This window comes from Cupriavidus cauae (assembly GCF_026210475.1).
GTDB lineage: Bacteria > Pseudomonadota > Gammaproteobacteria > Burkholderiales > Burkholderiaceae > Cupriavidus > Cupriavidus cauae.
In genome coordinates this window covers 1,908,229-1,923,727 of sequence record NZ_CP080294.1, presented here as the reverse complement: position 1 = coordinate 1,923,727, position 15,499 = coordinate 1,908,229, and the positions used below count along the sequence as shown (strand labels likewise).

At 68.3% G+C, this 15,499-nt stretch carries 16 protein-coding genes; 10 read left to right on the top strand and 6 right to left on the bottom strand.

Going from position 1 to position 15,499, the window contains the following annotated elements:
* Window positions 1–108 precede the first annotated feature (108 nt).
* On the bottom strand, window positions 109–2,322 hold the full coding sequence (locus tag KZ686_RS23845) for a phosphocholine-specific phospholipase C (RefSeq protein WP_265633888.1): 2,214 nt from the start codon (window positions 2,320–2,322) through the stop codon (window positions 109–111).
* Window positions 2,323–2,355: 33 nt separating this feature from the next.
* On the bottom strand, window positions 2,356–2,562 hold the full coding sequence (locus KZ686_RS23840) for a hypothetical protein (protein WP_265633887.1): 207 nt from the start codon (window positions 2,560–2,562) through the stop codon (window positions 2,356–2,358).
* 255 nt (window positions 2,563–2,817) lie between these two features.
* Between KZ686_RS23840 and phnC the strand changes: the two genes are divergently transcribed.
* The 3 genes from phnC to phnE all read left to right on the top strand — a co-directional run bounded on the left by phnC (window position 2,818) and on the right by phnE (window position 5,716).
* The gene (phnC, locus tag KZ686_RS23835) at window positions 2,818–3,669 is read left to right on the top strand and encodes a phosphonate ABC transporter ATP-binding protein (protein ID WP_149315994.1); all 852 of its coding nucleotides are present in this window, start codon (window positions 2,818–2,820) and stop codon (window positions 3,667–3,669) included.
* Window positions 3,670–3,763: 94 nt separating this feature from the next.
* Window positions 3,764–4,744 (top strand): phosphonate ABC transporter substrate-binding protein, encoded by a 981-nt coding sequence (phnD, locus tag KZ686_RS23830; protein WP_265633886.1) that lies wholly within the window; start codon window positions 3,764–3,766, stop codon window positions 4,742–4,744.
* Between the two features lie 162 nt (window positions 4,745–4,906).
* Window positions 4,907–5,716, top strand: a complete 810-nt coding sequence (gene phnE, locus KZ686_RS23825) for a phosphonate ABC transporter, permease protein PhnE (RefSeq protein WP_149315996.1) — start codon at window positions 4,907–4,909, stop codon at window positions 5,714–5,716.
* Window positions 5,717–5,786: 70 nt separating this feature from the next.
* On the opposite strand, the gene phnN is transcribed toward phnE, so the two are convergent.
* From phnN to phnF, 3 genes are all read right to left on the bottom strand, one after another.
* On the bottom strand, window positions 5,787–6,386 hold the full coding sequence (gene phnN / locus KZ686_RS23820; RefSeq protein ID WP_265633885.1) for a phosphonate metabolism protein/1,5-bisphosphokinase (PRPP-forming) PhnN: 600 nt from the start codon (window positions 6,384–6,386) through the stop codon (window positions 5,787–5,789).
* Entirely contained in the window at window positions 6,383–7,108 is a 726-nt protein-coding gene (locus KZ686_RS23815) for a DUF1045 domain-containing protein (RefSeq protein ID WP_149315998.1), read from the bottom strand. The genes phnN and KZ686_RS23815 overlap by 4 nt, the downstream gene beginning before the upstream one ends.
* A gap of 105 nt (window positions 7,109–7,213) precedes the next feature.
* Window positions 7,214–7,948 (bottom strand): phosphonate metabolism transcriptional regulator PhnF, encoded by a 735-nt coding sequence (gene phnF, locus KZ686_RS23810; protein ID WP_150083888.1) that lies wholly within the window; start codon window positions 7,946–7,948, stop codon window positions 7,214–7,216.
* Between the two features lie 208 nt (window positions 7,949–8,156).
* Between phnF and phnG the strand changes: the two genes are divergently transcribed.
* Genes phnG through KZ686_RS23775 form a run of 7 tightly spaced genes read left to right on the top strand, consistent with a single transcriptional unit; the run spans window position 8,157 to window position 14,262 of the window.
* Window positions 8,157–8,738 (top strand): phosphonate C-P lyase system protein PhnG, encoded by a 582-nt coding sequence (gene phnG, locus KZ686_RS23805; RefSeq protein ID WP_265633884.1) that lies wholly within the window; start codon window positions 8,157–8,159, stop codon window positions 8,736–8,738.
* A 1-nt stretch (window position 8,739) separates the two neighbouring features.
* A complete protein-coding gene (gene phnH / locus KZ686_RS23800; protein ID WP_265633883.1) occupies window positions 8,740–9,357 on the top strand; it encodes a phosphonate C-P lyase system protein PhnH in 618 nt (205 codons plus the stop codon).
* Window position 9,358: 1 nt separating this feature from the next.
* Window positions 9,359–10,543, top strand: a complete 1,185-nt coding sequence (locus tag KZ686_RS23795; RefSeq protein ID WP_265633882.1) for a carbon-phosphorus lyase complex subunit PhnI — start codon at window positions 9,359–9,361, stop codon at window positions 10,541–10,543.
* Window positions 10,540–11,481: an alpha-D-ribose 1-methylphosphonate 5-phosphate C-P-lyase PhnJ gene (locus KZ686_RS23790; protein ID WP_150083884.1), complete on the top strand. Its 942-nt coding sequence runs from the start codon at window positions 10,540–10,542 to the stop codon at window positions 11,479–11,481. Before KZ686_RS23795 ends, KZ686_RS23790 begins: the two co-directional genes overlap by 4 nt.
* Complete coding sequence (gene phnK / locus KZ686_RS23785) at window positions 11,478–12,254, top strand: phosphonate C-P lyase system protein PhnK (RefSeq protein ID WP_150083883.1); 777 nt, start codon at window positions 11,478–11,480, stop codon at window positions 12,252–12,254. The genes KZ686_RS23790 and phnK overlap by 4 nt, the downstream gene beginning before the upstream one ends.
* 3 nt (window positions 12,255–12,257) lie before the next feature.
* Complete coding sequence (gene phnL, locus KZ686_RS23780) at window positions 12,258–12,995, top strand: phosphonate C-P lyase system protein PhnL (RefSeq protein WP_149316005.1); 738 nt, start codon at window positions 12,258–12,260, stop codon at window positions 12,993–12,995.
* Between the two features lie 52 nt (window positions 12,996–13,047).
* Entirely contained in the window at window positions 13,048–14,262 is a 1,215-nt protein-coding gene (locus tag KZ686_RS23775) for an alpha-D-ribose 1-methylphosphonate 5-triphosphate diphosphatase (protein WP_226105798.1), read from the top strand.
* Between the two features lie 158 nt (window positions 14,263–14,420).
* On the opposite strand, the gene KZ686_RS23770 is transcribed toward KZ686_RS23775, so the two are convergent.
* Entirely contained in the window at window positions 14,421–15,422 is a 1,002-nt protein-coding gene (locus tag KZ686_RS23770; protein ID WP_265633881.1) for an acyl-CoA dehydrogenase, read from the bottom strand.
* Between the last annotated feature and the right edge of the window lie 77 nt (window positions 15,423–15,499).

Here is a 15,499-nt window from a genome sequence, read left to right as displayed (position 1 = left end):
CCGGGGCGGGACCGCGCTTCGTTCAGCGGACGACTTCAGGGAACGACTTCACGAGCCGGCTTGGGGACCGACTCGGGAGCCGACTCAGGAGACGGCTTCCGGCACGCCTCAAACCTGTCCGACCTGCCCCATCGCCGGATCGCTGAACAGGTCCTTGCCCGTTTCCATCCGCCCGGCAAAGCGGCGGCGGAACGCCGGACTCGCGTCGCAGGTCACGACGAAGTCGTACCAGCAGCCGGCGTCCGCGATCGCCCATTCGAACTCGACGACCTTGCCAGGCGGGACCATGCGCGTCCACGGGCCGTCGCTGCGATACGCCAGTGCTTCGGCCGTGAAGCGGATCGGCCGGCGGCCGTTGTTATGCAGCTTGACCTGCACCGTGGGGCGATCGCACGGGTTGTAGCAGACCTGGATCTCCGGCATGGCCTCGCCCTGCTCCGCCGCATCGCCGACGAAGCTGCGGTGAAAGCCGTTCGGGCCCAGCACCCACAGGTCGTACTTGCCGCCGTCCGCGCCGATATCCCAGACGTCGTCGAGCGTCTTGCCGGCCTCGACGACGATGCGGCGCGGAATGCGGTCCAGATGCAGGCGGTCGTAGACGTGGAAGACAGCGCCGACGCTGCGCGCGCTGGCGTTGGCAAACAGCAGTTGCAGCCGGTTGTTGCGGGCATCAACGCGCGCGCTGGTGTGCAGTTCGTACGGCAGCGCCCGCGAGGGACGCGTGCCCGGGTCCTGCACCGGCAGCGCCGGCGTGGCCGGCACCGGGATCTTCGGCATGGCCTGTTGCGCGGCCGTCAGGCTGGTGGCCTCGGCGCGCGTGGTGCGGCCCGCCAGCTCCGGCAGCGGGTTGGCGTTCGGCGTGGCGAAATTGAACGCGCTGGTCAGGTCCCCGCAGACCGCGCGGCGGTACGGGCTGATCTGCGGCTCCATCACGCCGAAGCGCGCCTCGAGGAAGCGGATCACCGAGGTATGGTCGAACACCTCGGAATTGACCCAGCCGCCGCGGCTCCACGGCGAGACGATCCACATCGGCACGCGCGGACCCGGTCCGTAAGGCCGGCCGTCGCGGGCCGGCTGCTTGGGCGTCGCCGGCTGATAGTCGTGGTATTCGAAGGCCATCTGCGCATCCGACAGCGTCGATTTGCCGGCGACGGTGCCATCCGGATTGCGCGACGGCGCGGTCGGCGGCGGCAGGTGGTCGAAGAAACCGTCGTTCTCGTCGTAGTTGATGATCAGCGCGGTCTTGCTCCATACCTCGGGATCGGAGGTCAGCGCATCGAGAATCGCCTGCACATACCAGCCGCCCTTGGCCGGGCTCGACGGCCCGGGGTGCTCGCTGAATTCGGCCGGCGGGATGATCCACGACACTTCTGGCAGGCGTCCGTTCTGCACGTCGTCGCGCAGCGCCTGCAGGAAGCCGCCGTCGGCCATCGTGTTGCAGAAGCCCTTGGCAAAGGGGCTGTAGCGATCGTCGATCGCCGGATCGTACGGCGGATTGAAGCCCGGCGCGTTGGTGTTCGACACCTGCCGTCCGGCCGGCATCTTCTCCATCTCGGCGCGCCAATGACGGAAGCTCATCATCTGGTTGCAGCCGAAGTTGTCGGGGATGTTCTGGTAGACCTTCCAGCTGACGCCGGCGGCCTGCAGACGGTCCGCATAGGTGTCCCAGGTCCAGCCTTCCGTCGAAGGACCCACGTCGGCGCCGCCGTTGAACTCGTTGACCGTCACCGCGACGTTGTCGCCGGTAGGGCCGTTGGAGCCGGTCCAGTAAAACAGGCGGTTGGCGATGGTGCCGGTATGGATGCCGCAATGGTAGGCATCGCACAGCGTGAAGGCATCGGCCAGCGCGCGCTGGAACGTCACCTCGGCCTCGTCGTAGTAGCCCATCGACAGCGGCTGCTTGGCCACCGGCCAGCGGTCCATGCGGCCATGGTCCCACGCCGCCTGCGAGTCGGCCCAGTTGTGCGGCGTGCCGCCGGCGCGCTGCGCGTTGCCGATCGATTCGTCGAGGTGATAAGGCGTCAGGATGTTGCCGTTGGCATCGGTCTGGTACAGCGCGGTACGGCCGTTGCGCAATGGAATCGGGAAGCGATCACCGTAGCCGCGCACGCCCTTGAACGTGCCGAAATAGCTGTCGAACGAACGGTTCTCGAGCATCACCATCACGACGTGCTTGACGTCCTTGATGGTGCCCGTCGCATTGTGGGCCTCGATCGCCAGCGCGCGCCGGATGCTCGGCGGGAAGCTCGCCAGCACGGCGGCCGCGGCGCCGGTGCCCAGCGATGCCTTCAGGAATTGTCGCTTCGACGGATTGAATGTCATGGCGGATTCTTTTTCGTTGGGGGCGGAGGAGAGTCAGGGCGCGCAGCGGCTCGAGCAGCTGCCGGGCTTGCCGGGCAGCTTGCCGTTCGGGTTGGTGGTGTCGGGTGCGGCCGATGGCGACAGGGTCGCGCCATCGCCGCCGCCGCCGCAGCCGGCCAGCAGCAGCGCGGCCAGGATGGCAGAGGCCGCGAGCGGCAGCGTGGGGCCGCGCCGCCAAAGGGAAGCGAAGGAAGGGAGCATGGCTGGAGTTCCGTGGTGGGGAAAAGGGACAGCGTGATCGTTGGCCTGCATTGTTGGTAGCCCAAATGTCAGTTCCTTGACACATGAGCACAACTACGAATCCTCGTTGCCGATTCCGCTGCCGGCCTCGCGCGACCCTCCGCCTGGCCCGCCGCTTCGCTCCGCGCTTGCCGCGGCGCCACCCTTGCCCTGCCGTCATCGCTCTGTCATCACCTCCCCCCAGAATGCGCTCGTCATTCCAGCAAGGGAGTCGACATGACCCATGCAATTGAAGTGCGCGGCCTGAGCAAGTCGTTCCGAGCCGACCGCAAGGCCCTGGACGACGTCACGCTGCAGGTGGCGCCCGGTGAAATGGTGGCCCTGCTGGGCGCATCTGGCTCAGGCAAGTCCACGCTGCTGCGTCACGTGGCAGGCTTCGTCGCCGCCGACAGCGGCGAGATCGTGGTGCATGGCCGCACCGTGCAGCGCGATGGCCGGCTGGCAGCGGAGGTCCGCAAGGCGCGCGCCGAGATCGGCTTCGTTTTTCAGCAGTTCAATCTGGTCGGGCGGCTGCCGGTGATCACCAACGTGATGATCGGCATGCTGAGCCGCATCCCGAAATGGCGCGGCCTGCTTCGCTATTTCAAGGCCGATGAACTGCGCGCCGGGCTCGATGCGCTTGCGCAAGTTGGTATAGACGACTATGCCTTTCAACGTGCTTCGACGCTGTCGGGCGGCCAGCAGCAGCGCGCGGCCATCGCACGGACGCTGGTGCAGAACGCCCGCGTGATCCTCGCCGACGAGCCGATCGCCTCGCTCGATCCGGAATCGTCGCGCCGCGTGATGTCGCTGCTCACGCAGATCAATCGCACGCACAAGGTCGCCGTGGTGGTGTCGCTGCATCAGGTCGACATCGCCATGCGCTACTGCCCGCGCGTGGTGGCGTTGCGCCATGGCAAGGTCGTCTACGACGGTCCGTCGCATGCGCTGACGCAGCGCATGCTGCGCGATCTCTACGGTACCGAGGCAGACGAGCTGCTGCATGACCTGCTGCCCGACCGGATCGCGATGCCGATCGACGGCTCGCCCGTGCCTGCCACCGTCACGATGGATCTTGCGGCCGCCTGATTGCGGGCTGCCATTCGCGGCCATTGGTAGTCATTCCGGCCCCTTCCGGCTCCTTCCGTCCCTTTCCGCTCCTACTTTCGCATCGGAGTCACTCATGCTTCGCAGAACCTTCCTTGCCCTGATTACCTCCGCGATTGCCGCCGCCCCTGCCCTGGCGCAGGACGCCAGGCCGCTGAGCATCGGCTTCATCTCGACCGAGTCGTCGACCAACCTGAAGACCGCATGGCAGCCGCTGATCGACGACCTGAGCAAGGCGCTCGGCGTACCGGTCAAGCCCTTCTTCGCGTCGGACTATGCCGGCATCATCGAAGGCATGCGCTTCAACAAGGTGCAGATCGCCTGGTTCGGCAACAAGTCGGCGATGGAGGCGGTCGATCGCGCCCACGGCGAGGTGTTTGCCTCGGTGATCGACAAGGACGGCAATCCCGGCTACTGGTCGCTGCTGATCGTCAGCAAGGACAGCGACCTGAAGTCGGTCGAGGACGTGATCAAGCGCGGCAAGGAGCTGTCCTACGGCGCCGGCGATCCGAATTCGACCTCCGGCACGCTGGTCCCCGGCTACTACCTGTGGGCCGCCAACAAGGTGGAACCGAAGACGCTGTTCAAGGCCGTGCGCATCGGCAACCACGAGGCGAACCTGCTGTCGGTGCTGAACAAGCAGGTCGATGTCGCGGTGAACAATACCGAAAACCTCGGGCGCTATCGCGTCAACACCGGCAAGAATCCCTATGACCAGCTGCGCGTGCTGTGGAAATCGCCGCTGATCCCAGCCGACCCGATGGTGTATCGCAAGGACCTGCCGGCCGACATGAAGCAGAAGATCCAGACCTTCTTCGTCAACTACGGCAAGGGCGCCGACGCCGCGCGCGAGAAGCAGGTGCTCGCCACGCTGACCTACCAGGGCTTCCGCCCCTCCAGCGATGCGCAGCTGGTGCCGATCCGCCAGATCGAGCTGGCCAAGGAGAAGGCTCGCATCGAGTCGGACGGCACGCTGGCCGCGGCCGACAAGGAGAAGCGCCTGGCCGATGTGTCGCGCCGCCTGGCCGAGCTCGACAAGGCCGTCGGCACGCAGTGATTGTGCAGTGACCGTGCAGTGATGGTTCGGTGATTGCGCGGTGACCGTGCAGCAAGCGCGCAATCATCGGGCAATCGTCGCGCAGTCATTGCCGATCGTCGGATATACCGCAGGGCTTGCGACGTGCACGGCCCTGCCCCTTGCCTTCTACGGATTCCCCTCATGACCGCCACCGCCAAGCCCGGCCTGCCGTCACCGCAAGCGAGCGGCCGGCCGCCGCGCACCTCCCTTTACGCGATGCTCGTCTGGGCCATCGTGCTCGCCATGCTGGCCCTGTCCTGGCAAGGCGCCGACATGCGCCCGCTGGATCTGCTGCGCGATTCCGGCAATATGGCCCAGTTCGCCGCCGACTTCTTCCCGCCCGACTTCCGCGACTGGCGCCACTATCTCGACGAGATGCTCGTCACCGTGCAGATCGCCGTCTGGGGCACCGCGCTGGCGGTCGCGGTGGCGGTGCCGCTGGGCCTGCTGTGTTCGGCCAATATCGTGCCGGCCTGGGTCTACCAGCCGGCGCGGCGCCTGATGGACGCCTCGCGCGCCATCAACGAGATGGTGTTCGCGATGCTGTTTATCGTGGCTGTCGGCCTCGGTCCGTTCGCCGGCGTGCTGGCCATCTGGATCCACACCACGGGCGTGCTGGCCAAGCTGTTCGCCGAGGCGGTCGAGGCCATCGATCCGCGTCCGGTCGAGGGCGTGCGCGCCACCGGTGCGGGCCGGCTGGAAGAGATCGTCTATGGCGTGATCCCGCAGGTGCTGCCGCTGTGGCTGTCGTTTGCGCTCTACCGCTTCGAGTCCAATGTCCGCTCGGCCTCGGTGGTCGGCATCGTCGGCGCCGGCGGCATCGGCACCGTGCTGTGGGAGATCATCCGCAGCTTCCAGTACGCACAGACCTGCGCGGTGATGCTGCTGATCATCGCCTTCGTGACGGTGATCGACGTGCTGTCCGCGCAGATCCGCAAGGTGCTGGTCTGAGGACGAGTCGCCAAGCCGGCGATCAGGCGCGTCGCAAGGCGGGTACTCAAGCGAGTCGCCCGGCGGGGCGTCAGGTGAGTTCGCCAGCCCGACTGGTGGCCGGCGTCATGCCGATCGACCTTGCCAACGCCTCGACGGCGGCTTGCAGCGCCCCGCTGTTGTCGATCTCGACAAGCCGGCAACCGGCCGGCACATCGAACGCAGCGGTGGCACGCGCCAGACGCCGTGCGATCGCCTCCTCCGACTCCCGGCCGCGCTGACGCAAGCGTGCGGCCAGCGCGGCCGGCGACACGCGCACATGGAGCGCGCACAGCTTCGGATAGCGCGCCACCGCCTGCGGCAGGTACTCGCGCGAGCCGTTGACCACGACCTTGATGCCGCGCTGGAGCCATTGCTCGATCTCGATGCCGATGCCGTAGTGCAGGCCATGGCTGTGCCAGTGCATCGCCATGCAACCCAGCGCGACGCGGCGCTGGAACTCCTCCGTCGTCAGCGCGACGGAGGCCTCGTTGGCATCCGCGGGACGCGTGATATAGCGGTGCGCCACGACGAGCCGGTCGTCGCCGCCCAGGCACCCGCGCAGCGCGCGCAGCAGCGAATCCTTGCCGCTGCCAGAAGGCCCCATCAGATAGAACAGGCCAGTGCCGTCCAGGCGATGCGGCGCGCTCATGCCGGCAGGTACGCCGCGCCGGCGCCATCGCGGGTTCGTCCATCGAAGCCATAGTGGCGCGCCGCCACGAAATCGGCCCCGGGCTCGGGCTGCACGAACACGCTGACGCTGTCCACCCGCAGCGGCGTGTCGAGCAGCGTGCCGGCCGCCGACGACAGTTGGGCCAACGCCGCGGCCTGCCGCTCGGCGTCCAGCATGCCGGTCAGCGTGATATGGAAGGTGAAGGCGTCGAACAGATAGGGATAGCCCCAGTCGCGCAGCATCTGCCGCTCCAGCGGGGACAACCGCTCCGGCTTGCGCCGCGCGATCTCGTCCGGCGTGGGCGGCGCGCGGAATCGGTCCATGTCCCGCACGCTGGCGTCGGCCAGCTGATGCACGGCGCGTATGGCTTCCGGCTCGTCGGCAAGGCACCACGCCAGGAAGCCGCGCAGCGCGCGCAGCGTCAGCGGAACGTCGAACGGAGTACGAGTGCCGGCAAACTCGCGCATGGCGTCGTCCAGCATCGCGGGCCCGGTCCCTTCGGCGAGGCGGAACGGCGGCTTCAGCGTGGCGTGCAGGCCGTAATGGGCCGGCGCCTCGACCCACTCGGCGGGACGCGCGGCCATCTCGCGCGGCGGCGGCGACGGCTCGCCGGTGTCGGCGTCGCGGCCCAGCCAGTGCTGGCCGAAGGTCCGGAACGGCTCGTTGGGAGCCAGGTAAATGGCGTATCGATGCGCCGGCATGTTGGTGTCAGTCGGTCGGTAGGTCGAAGCGGCAGGCTAGCGCGGCAAGGTGACAGGCGGATGTCTAGACCAATCGACAAGCCAGGCCGTCCCCCGCGCCGCGGATCAGTCGTTATCCGATACGGTCAGCTGAACCCAGTCGCCGGCGAACCGCGTGATGCTGTACTGCACCGGCGCGCCGTCGATATCGACGTTCAGCGCCTCGACCTGCAGCACGGGCCTGGTTTTCGGCTGGTTCAGCAGCCGCGCGACCGGCGCGCTGGGCAGCGCCGCCGTGATGCGCGACCACTTGCGAGTGTAGTCGGCGATGCCGCATTGCGCGAGGGCGCGCGAGATCGAGCGCTGGTCGCGCAGTTGATCCTCCAGCTCCGGGAAGCGCTGGTAATCGAAGTAGTGTTCGGCCACGTCGATGGGGCGGCCTTCGGCCTTGCCGACCATCTGCACATGCAGCACCGGCGCCGTGCGCGCGATCCCCAGATGCCGGGCGACCTCGGGCAGGCGGCTGACATGGCTGCCGACGAATTCGACATGGCCGCGTATGCCTTGCGCGGCGAGATTCTGCGAGAAACGGGTACGCCGCGCGATCGCGTAGTCGATCGCATGCTCCTGCACGAAGGTGCCGCGGCCCTGCTCGATCCGCACCAGGCCGCTTTGCTCGAGTTCGCTCATGGCCCGCCGCACGGTATGGCGATTGACGGCGAAGCGCATCGCCAGCTCGGACTCCGGCGGCAGCTGCTCGCCGGGCCCGTACAGCTTCTTGCGGATGTCATCGGCCAGCGCCTCCCCGATCTGGCGCCATACCGCGACGCCCGAGCCCCGTTCGACTTCTCGTTCCGACATCGTCGTGATTCCTCTTGTTTTTGCGCGCTGTCATTGCGCGCTGTCATTCAGCGGCCATCGCATCGTGCGATTGTGCCCGAGCCGCATGCCATCGTGCGAGGTGCCCGCTCACGATTCGGGCTCGTCATCAAACAGTCATGCCGCCGTGGTCTAGTAGCGCCGTGTTGTTGCAGCTGACATCTACACGTATAGACGTATAGGGATGACGATGAAAGGCAAGATCGGCGAACACGGCGAGCGCGGCGAACACGGCCAGAGAGGCGGCCAAATCGGTGAAGTCGGCCAAACCGGCGACATCGGCGACATCGGCGACAGCGCCGACGCGTCACGGGCCGCATGGCTGCGGATCCTGGCGCTGGCAGATACCGAAACCCTCGATGGCGCCTACCGGCGGCTGGGCCAGCAGGGACCGCTGCCCGCCTACCGCCTGCTGCGCAAGCCCGAGTCCGGCATGGCGATGGTGCGCGGGCGTACCGGCGGCACCGGGGCGCAGTTCAACCTCGGCGAGATGACCGTGACGCGCTGCGCAGTGGTGCTGGACCCGGGCCCGGCGCCCACCGAAGAGGCGGCGATCGCGGGCGTGGCCTACGTCATGGGCCGCTGTCCCCGCCATGTCGAACAGGCGGCCGTGCTGGACGCGCTGCTGCAGCGGCCGGAATGGCACGCTCGCGTCCAGCAGATCGTGCTGGAACCGCTGGCGCGCACGCTGGCCGAACGCGACGCGGCACAGGCGGCCGCCGCCGCGCAGACCCGCGTCGAATTCTTCACGATGGCCCGCGGAGAGGACTGAGATGCCGACCCTGCATTCCCTGCCGAGCCAATCCACCGCGTCGCTGCTGCCCGGCTTCGATCATCCAGTCGACGACGCGCAGGTGGTGTTTCGCGCGACGCTGCAGGCGTTCGCCCATCCGGGCCGCATCGAAGCGCTGACGGCCGATTGCGGTGTGCCAGACGGTCTGACTCCCGCGATGACCGCCCTGCTGCTGACGCTCGCCGATCCCGATACGCCGGTCTGGTTGCCGGCCGACATGGCCGCGTCGGCCGGCGCGTTCCTGCGCTTTCACTGCGGCTGCCCGCTGGTCGACGATGTCGCCACCGCGCAGTTCGTCTGCGTGCCGGCCGGCCATGCCATGCCGGCGCTGCGGGGCTGCGCGCAGGGCGATCCTGCCTTTCCCGACCGCTCGGCCACGCTGATCGTCGAGGTCGCTTCGCTCGACGAAGGCAGCATGCTGACGCTGCGCGGCCCCGGCATCGAGACCACGCGCACGCTGCGTGTAGCGGGCCTACCCGAAGACTTCCGCCGGCAATGGCAGGCCAACCATGCCGGCTTTCCGTTGGGCGTGGACCTGCTGCTGACCGCCGGCGAACGGATCTGCGCGTTGCCGCGCACCACACTGGTGGAGGACTGACATGTACGTCGCAGTCAAGGGCGGAGAACGCGCCATCCTGAATTCGTACCGCATGGTCGACGCGTATCGCCGCGGCGATCCTGCGGTGCCGGAGCTGACGCTGGCCCAGATCCGCGAGCAGATGCCGCTCGCCATCTCCCGCGTGATGGCCGAGGGCTCGCTGTACGATCCGCATCTCGCCGCGCTGGCATTGAAGCAGGCCGCCGGCGACCAGACCGAGGCGGTGTTCCTGCTGCGCGCGTATCGCACCACGCTGGCGCGCTTCGGCTACACGCTGCCGCTCGATACCGGCGCGATGCGGCTGCGCCGGAGAATCTCGTCGACCTTCAAGGACGTGCCGGGCGGACAGGTCCTCGGGCCGACCTACGACTATACGCAGCGCCTGCTGGACTTCTCGCTCGAAGCCGATAGCGCTCCGCAGGCGTGCATCGCCCCGCCGATCACGGACACGGCAGAGGAAGTTCAAACGATGCCGCGCGTAACCGACCTGCTGCAAGCAGACGGCCTGGTCGAGGCCGAGCCCATTCCGCCGGGCGATCCCGCTCCGGCCGACCTGACCCGCGAGCCGCTGACCTTCCCGGCCAGCCGCGCGGCGCGTCTGCAGAACCTGGCGCGGGCCGACGAAGGCTTCCTGCTGTCGATGGGCTATTCGACGCAACGCGGATACGGCAATTCGCATCCGTTTGCCGCCGAGATTCGCTATGGCACCGCGGAGGTCGAGCTGTTCGTCGAGGAACTGGGCCTTGCCGTGACCATCGGCGAGATCGAACTGACCGAATGCCAGATGATCAACGACTTCGCCGGCAACGCCAAGGAAGCGCCCTGCTTTACCCGCGGCTATGGCCTGGTATTCGGCTACAACGAGCGCAAGGCGATGTCGATGGCGCTGGTCGATCGGGCGATGCGCGCCGCGGACCTCGGCGAGGCCGCCGACAACCCCGCCAACGACATCGAATTCATGCTGTACCACAGCGACAACGTCGAGGCCTCGGGCTTCGTCCAGCATCTGAAGCTGCCGCACTACGTGGACTTCCAGACCAATCTCGAACTGCTGCGCCGGCTGCGCGCGCAGCGGCAAGCGGCCGAACCGGCCGCCGATACACGAACGGCAGCCCCTTCCGCCCGCGCCACCGGCCGCGACGACACCGCACCGCAGTGCCAGCCCCAGGAGGAGAGCGTCGCATGACCGCCGCCATCGCCCCGCTCTCCGCGGAAGTCACCACGCGCGACGCGCACTACAACTTCGGCTACCTCGACGAATCGACCAAGCGCATGCTGCGCCGCGCCCTGCTGAAGGCGGTGGCGATTCCCGGCTACCAGGTCCCGTTCGGCAGCCGCGAGATGCCGCTGCCCTATGGCTGGGGCACCGGCGGCATCCAGGTCACCGCCGCCATCATCGGCCGGCAGGATGTGCTCAAGGTCATCGACCAGGGCTCGGACGACACCACCAATGCCATCAACATCCGCCGCTTCTTCGGCCGGGTGACCGGCGTACGCACCACGGAGCGCACCGCTGAGGCCAGCATCATCCAGACCCGCCATCGCGTTCCGGAAACGCCGCTGCGCGAAGGGCAGACCATGGTGTTCCAGGTGCCGATCCCCGAGCCGCTGCGCTGGCTGGAGCCGAGCGAGACCGAGACGCGCACGATGCATGCGCTGGCGGAATACGGTGCCATGCACGTCAAGCTCTACGAAGACATCGCCCGTCACGGCCATATCGCCACGACCTACGACTATCCGGTCATCGTCAACCAGCGCTACATGATGCGGCCCTCGCCGATCCCCAAGTTCGACAACCCCAAGCTGGACCGCAACCCGGCGCTGATGTTGTTCGGTGCCGGCCGCGAGAAGCGCGTGTACGCGGTGCCGCCCTACACCTCGGTCAAGAGCCTGGACTTTGCCGACCATCCCTTCACGGTCGAGAAGTGGTCGAGCTGCTGCGCGCAGTGCGGCGCCACCGACAGCTACCTGGACGAGATCATCACCGACGACGCCGGTACGCGCATGTTCGTCTGCTCGGACACCGAGTACTGCGCCGATCGCCAGGCACAACAGACCATCAAGGCAGCCGAAGCCACCGAGGCCGCCGAGGCCGCCGATCCGGCCGCGGGAGGTGTGCGATGAGCGCGACGCCATTGCTGTCGGTGCGCGGGCTGACGCGCACCTGGGACGGCGTCCATGGCTGTCATGACGTCAGCTTCGATCTGTATCCCGGCGAAGTGCTGTGCATCGTCGGGGAATCCGGCTCGGGCAAGAGCACGCTGCTGCAGGCCCTCTCGATGCAGGCGCCGGCGCAGCGCGGCACCGTCAGCTACGACATGCGCGAGTCCGGCCTGACGGATCTCGCCACGCTGTCGAGCGCACGCCTGCGCCTGCTGGCGCGTACCGACTGGGGCTTCGTGCACCAGCATGCCCGCGACGGCCTGCGCATGCAGGTCAGCGCCGGCGCCAATATCGCCGAGCGGCTGATGGCGGTCGGACAACGCCACTACGGCGAGCTGCGCGAGATCGCGGGCGCCTGGCTTGAAAAGATGGAGATCGATCTGGCGCGGCTGGACGACACGCCCCATGCCTTCTCCGGCGGCATGCAGCAGCGCCTGCAGATCGCGCGCAATCTGGTCACGCATCCGCGCCTGGTCTTCATGGACGAGCCCACGGCCTCGCTCGACGTCTCGGTACAGGCGCGCTTGCTCGACCTGCTGCGCCGGCTGGTATCGGACCTGGACCTCGCCGCCATCCTGGTGACACACGACCTCGCCGTCGCGCGGCTGCTGGCCCACCGCACGCTGGTGATGCAGGGCGGGCGCGTGGTCGAGCAAGGGCTGACCGACCAGATCCTCGACGACCCGCAGCATCCGTATACGCAGCTGCTGGTCTCTTCCATTCTGCAGGGTTGAACCATGAGTCAAGCACAGCAGGCAGAGCATGCACAGACGCTGATCGAGGTCCGCGGCCTCGGCAAGATGTTCACCTTGCACAACCAGGGCGGCATCCGGCTGCCGGTGCTGCAGTCGGTCGATTTCGAGGCGGCGCGCGGCGAATGCCTGGTGCTGTCCGGACGGTCCGGCACCGGCAAGAGCACCTTGCTGCGATGCCTGTACGGCAACTACCTGGCCACCGAAGGCAGTATCCGGTTGCGTGATACCAGCGCGGAAGGCGCACCCTGGGTCGAGCTGACCAACGCGCCGGAGCAACGCGTGCTGAGGCTGCGCCGCGACGTGATCGGCTACGTCAGCCAGTTCCTGCGCGCGATTCCGCGTGTCGGCGCGCTCGACGTCGTGGCCGAGCCGCTGCAGCAGCGCGGCGTCGACCGCAACGTGGCCCGCGCGCGCGCCGCGGCGCTGCTGGAACGCCTGAACCTGCCGCGCCGGTTGTGGGAGCTTCCGCCGGCGACCTTCTCCGGCGGCGAACAGCAGCGCGTCAATATCGCGCGCGGCCTGATCGGCGGCCACCCGATCCTGCTGCTCGACGAGCCCACCGCCTCCCTTGATGCCGACAACCGCGCCGTCGTCATCGCGCTGATCCGCGAGGCGCTTGCCGAGGGCCGCTGCCTGATCGGCATCTTCCACGACGAAGCGGTCCGCGATGCGGTCGCCACGCGCCTGCTGACGTTGCAGCCGGCCGCCGCGATCGCGTGATTCGCGGCCACCACCCTATCCGCACCCTAGCCGAACCAACACGGAGCCGGACATGTCCGCCACTTACCTGACGCACGTCACCCTGGTGCTGCCCGACCGCGTGCTGCAAGACAGCGCGCTGCTGATCGAGGATGGGCGTATCGCCGCCATCGAACCCGACCCGGCCACGGTGCCGGCGCTGGCCAACGTGATGGCGCTGCCCGGACACACGGTGATGCCCGGCCTGATCGACGTCCATTGCGACGCGATCGAGAAGGAAGTGGAACCGCGCGCCAACGTGCTGTTCCCGATGGACTTCGCGGTGGCGCAGGTCGACCGGCGCAATGCGGCGGCCGGCATCACCACGCCCTACCATGCGCTGTCCTTCGCCAACAACCAGTTCGGCGTGCGCAACAACGACACGGCCGCCGCGCTGGTGCGCACGGTGGCGGCGTATCGAGACCACAGCCTGGTCGACAACCGCATCCACTGCCGCTACGAAGTCACCGATTCGGCCGCGGTGCCGGTGCTCGAGATGCTGATGCTGGAGGGCGTCGTCGACCTGCTGTCGGTGATGGACCATTCGCCGGGACAGGGCCAGTTCAAGACCCTCGACGCGTACCTGGCCTACATGGTCGGCAACCATGGCATGAGCCGCGAGGAAGCGGCGGACGCCGCCGCGAAGAAGGCCGAGCAGCGCGACGGCGCACATGAACGGGTGCGCCGGCTGCTGTCCCGCGCGCATGAACTCGGCGTGCCGACGGCCAGCCACGACGACGATTCGCCACAGCGGATCGCGGCGATGCAGGCCCTCGGCGTGCGGATGAGCGAGTTTCCGATCAACCTCGACACCGCACAGGCGGCCGCTGCGCAAGCCTTGCCGACGATCTTCGGCGCGCCTAACGTGCTGCGCGGCCGCAGCCAGAGCGGCTCGATGCGCGCCATCGATGCGATCCAGGCCGGCGTCGGCCATATCCTGTGTTCCGACTACCAGCCGTCGACGCTGATCGCCGCCGCGTTTGCCGCGGCTCGCCTGGCCGAGTTGCCGCTGAACGAGGCGGCTGCGCTGGTCACCGCCAATCCCGCGGACGCGTGCCTGTTGCACGATCGGGGCCGCCTGGCGCCGGGCTTGCGTGCGGACGTGACTGCAGTGGCCCATGTAGCCGGGCAGCCGATGATCACGCATACGTGGTCGGCAGGCCGGCTGGTGTTCGCGGCGGGGTATCGGGCATTGCCCGGCAGCGCCGGGCGGCCAGCGATGCGGGAGAAGGTGTTCGAGGCGGTGTGATTGGAGGCCGCGCCCGCACGCTGGCTCGCGGCTGACGGTGGCTGGCTGCCGGCTGCTGGCTGCTGGCGGTCGGCGGTCGGCGGTCGGCAGTCGGCAGTCGGCGGTCGGCGGTCGGCGGTCGGCGGTCGGCAGTCGGCAGTCGGCAGTCGGCGGCGACGTCAGTGTGCGGGGCAGTCCGTCACCGCACGAATGAAGTCCACCACCGTGGCGTGTCCGGACGCCAGGCAGGCCGCGCCAACCACCGGCTCCCAGAACGCCTCGGAGCCGTGGGCCATCCGCCATTGATGCAGTCGCCGGCTCAGCAGCTGCAGATCGTATTCCTCGGTGATGCCGATCGCGCCGTGCAAGGCGTGCGCGGTGGCGGCGATGCTCGCGGCGGCCTCGCTGGTGCGAGCCTTCGCCACGGCCGCGGCAACGCGGTCGGGCTGGTCGCCATTGCCGGCAAAGGCGATCTGCGCGGCGATATGGCTGGCAGCCACCAGTTCGGCCATCACGCTGAGCTGGTGCTGCACCGCCTGGAACTTGCCGATCGCGCGGCCGAACTGCGTGCGGTCATTGCAGTATTGCAGCGTGAGGTCGAACACCCGACGCGCGGCGCCGGCGATCAGCGCGGCATGCAGCGCGGCGCCCCATGCCCCGACGTCGGCACCGGAGGCCGGCACGGGCTCGGGCACCGACTGCGGCGGCCAGCGCAGCGTCGCGGCCTGGTCGCGGTGCACGCCGGTAACAATACGGCTTGCCGCGCCGGCATCGAGCAGCAACAGCCCGTCGTCGAGGCCCAGCACCACGTGGTCGGCGATCGCACCGTACGGCGTGATCGGGCACACCACCCCGCCATCGGCTTCGCGTGCGCCGGCCTGTGCCAGCGTGATCATTCCCGGCGGAACGGCGAGCCCGGCGCGGCGCAGCAACGCCCGCGCGACCACCGACTGCGCCAGCGGCACCGGCAGCGGATGGCGCCCGATGGCAATCAGCACGGCCGCGAGCTCGGACAGTGCCAGGCCGGCGCCGCCGTCCTGCTCGGGCACGAGCAGCTCCACGAATCCGGCATCCGCGATGGCGTCCCACAGCCCCCGCGGGCTGCCACCGTCCTCGATGGCCCGCACCGCGGCGCTCGTGCAGGCATCCTGCAGAATCGATTCGATCGCTTCGACGAACATGGTGGTCTCTCCTCGCGCCTGACGTCCTCGCGCCCTGACGCTTCAATGCCCTAGCGCTCTAACGCCCTAACGCCCTA

Coding starts and splice junctions, on each gene's coding strand:
- KZ686_RS23845 (WP_265633888.1), bottom strand. CDS start 2,322: ATGACATTCAATCCGTCGAAGCGACAATTCCTGAAGGCATCGCTGGGC.
- KZ686_RS23840 (WP_265633887.1), bottom strand. CDS start 2,562: ATGCTCCCTTCCTTCGCTTCCCTTTGGCGGCGCGGCCCCACGCTGCCG.
- phnC (WP_149315994.1), top strand. CDS start 2,818: ATGACCCATGCAATTGAAGTGCGCGGCCTGAGCAAGTCGTTCCGAGCC.
- phnD (WP_265633886.1), top strand. CDS start 3,764: ATGCTTCGCAGAACCTTCCTTGCCCTGATTACCTCCGCGATTGCCGCC.
- phnE (WP_149315996.1), top strand. CDS start 4,907: ATGACCGCCACCGCCAAGCCCGGCCTGCCGTCACCGCAAGCGAGCGGC.
- phnN (WP_265633885.1), bottom strand. CDS start 6,386: ATGAGCGCGCCGCATCGCCTGGACGGCACTGGCCTGTTCTATCTGATG.
- KZ686_RS23815 (WP_149315998.1), bottom strand. CDS start 7,108: ATGCCGGCGCATCGATACGCCATTTACCTGGCTCCCAACGAGCCGTTC.
- phnF (WP_150083888.1), bottom strand. CDS start 7,948: ATGTCGGAACGAGAAGTCGAACGGGGCTCGGGCGTCGCGGTATGGCGC.
- phnG (WP_265633884.1), top strand. CDS start 8,157: ATGAAAGGCAAGATCGGCGAACACGGCGAGCGCGGCGAACACGGCCAG.
- phnH (WP_265633883.1), top strand. CDS start 8,740: ATGCCGACCCTGCATTCCCTGCCGAGCCAATCCACCGCGTCGCTGCTG.
- KZ686_RS23795 (WP_265633882.1), top strand. CDS start 9,359: ATGTACGTCGCAGTCAAGGGCGGAGAACGCGCCATCCTGAATTCGTAC.
- KZ686_RS23790 (WP_150083884.1), top strand. CDS start 10,540: ATGACCGCCGCCATCGCCCCGCTCTCCGCGGAAGTCACCACGCGCGAC.
- phnK (WP_150083883.1), top strand. CDS start 11,478: ATGAGCGCGACGCCATTGCTGTCGGTGCGCGGGCTGACGCGCACCTGG.
- phnL (WP_149316005.1), top strand. CDS start 12,258: ATGAGTCAAGCACAGCAGGCAGAGCATGCACAGACGCTGATCGAGGTC.
- KZ686_RS23775 (WP_226105798.1), top strand. CDS start 13,048: ATGTCCGCCACTTACCTGACGCACGTCACCCTGGTGCTGCCCGACCGC.
- KZ686_RS23770 (WP_265633881.1), bottom strand. CDS start 15,422: ATGTTCGTCGAAGCGATCGAATCGATTCTGCAGGATGCCTGCACGAGC.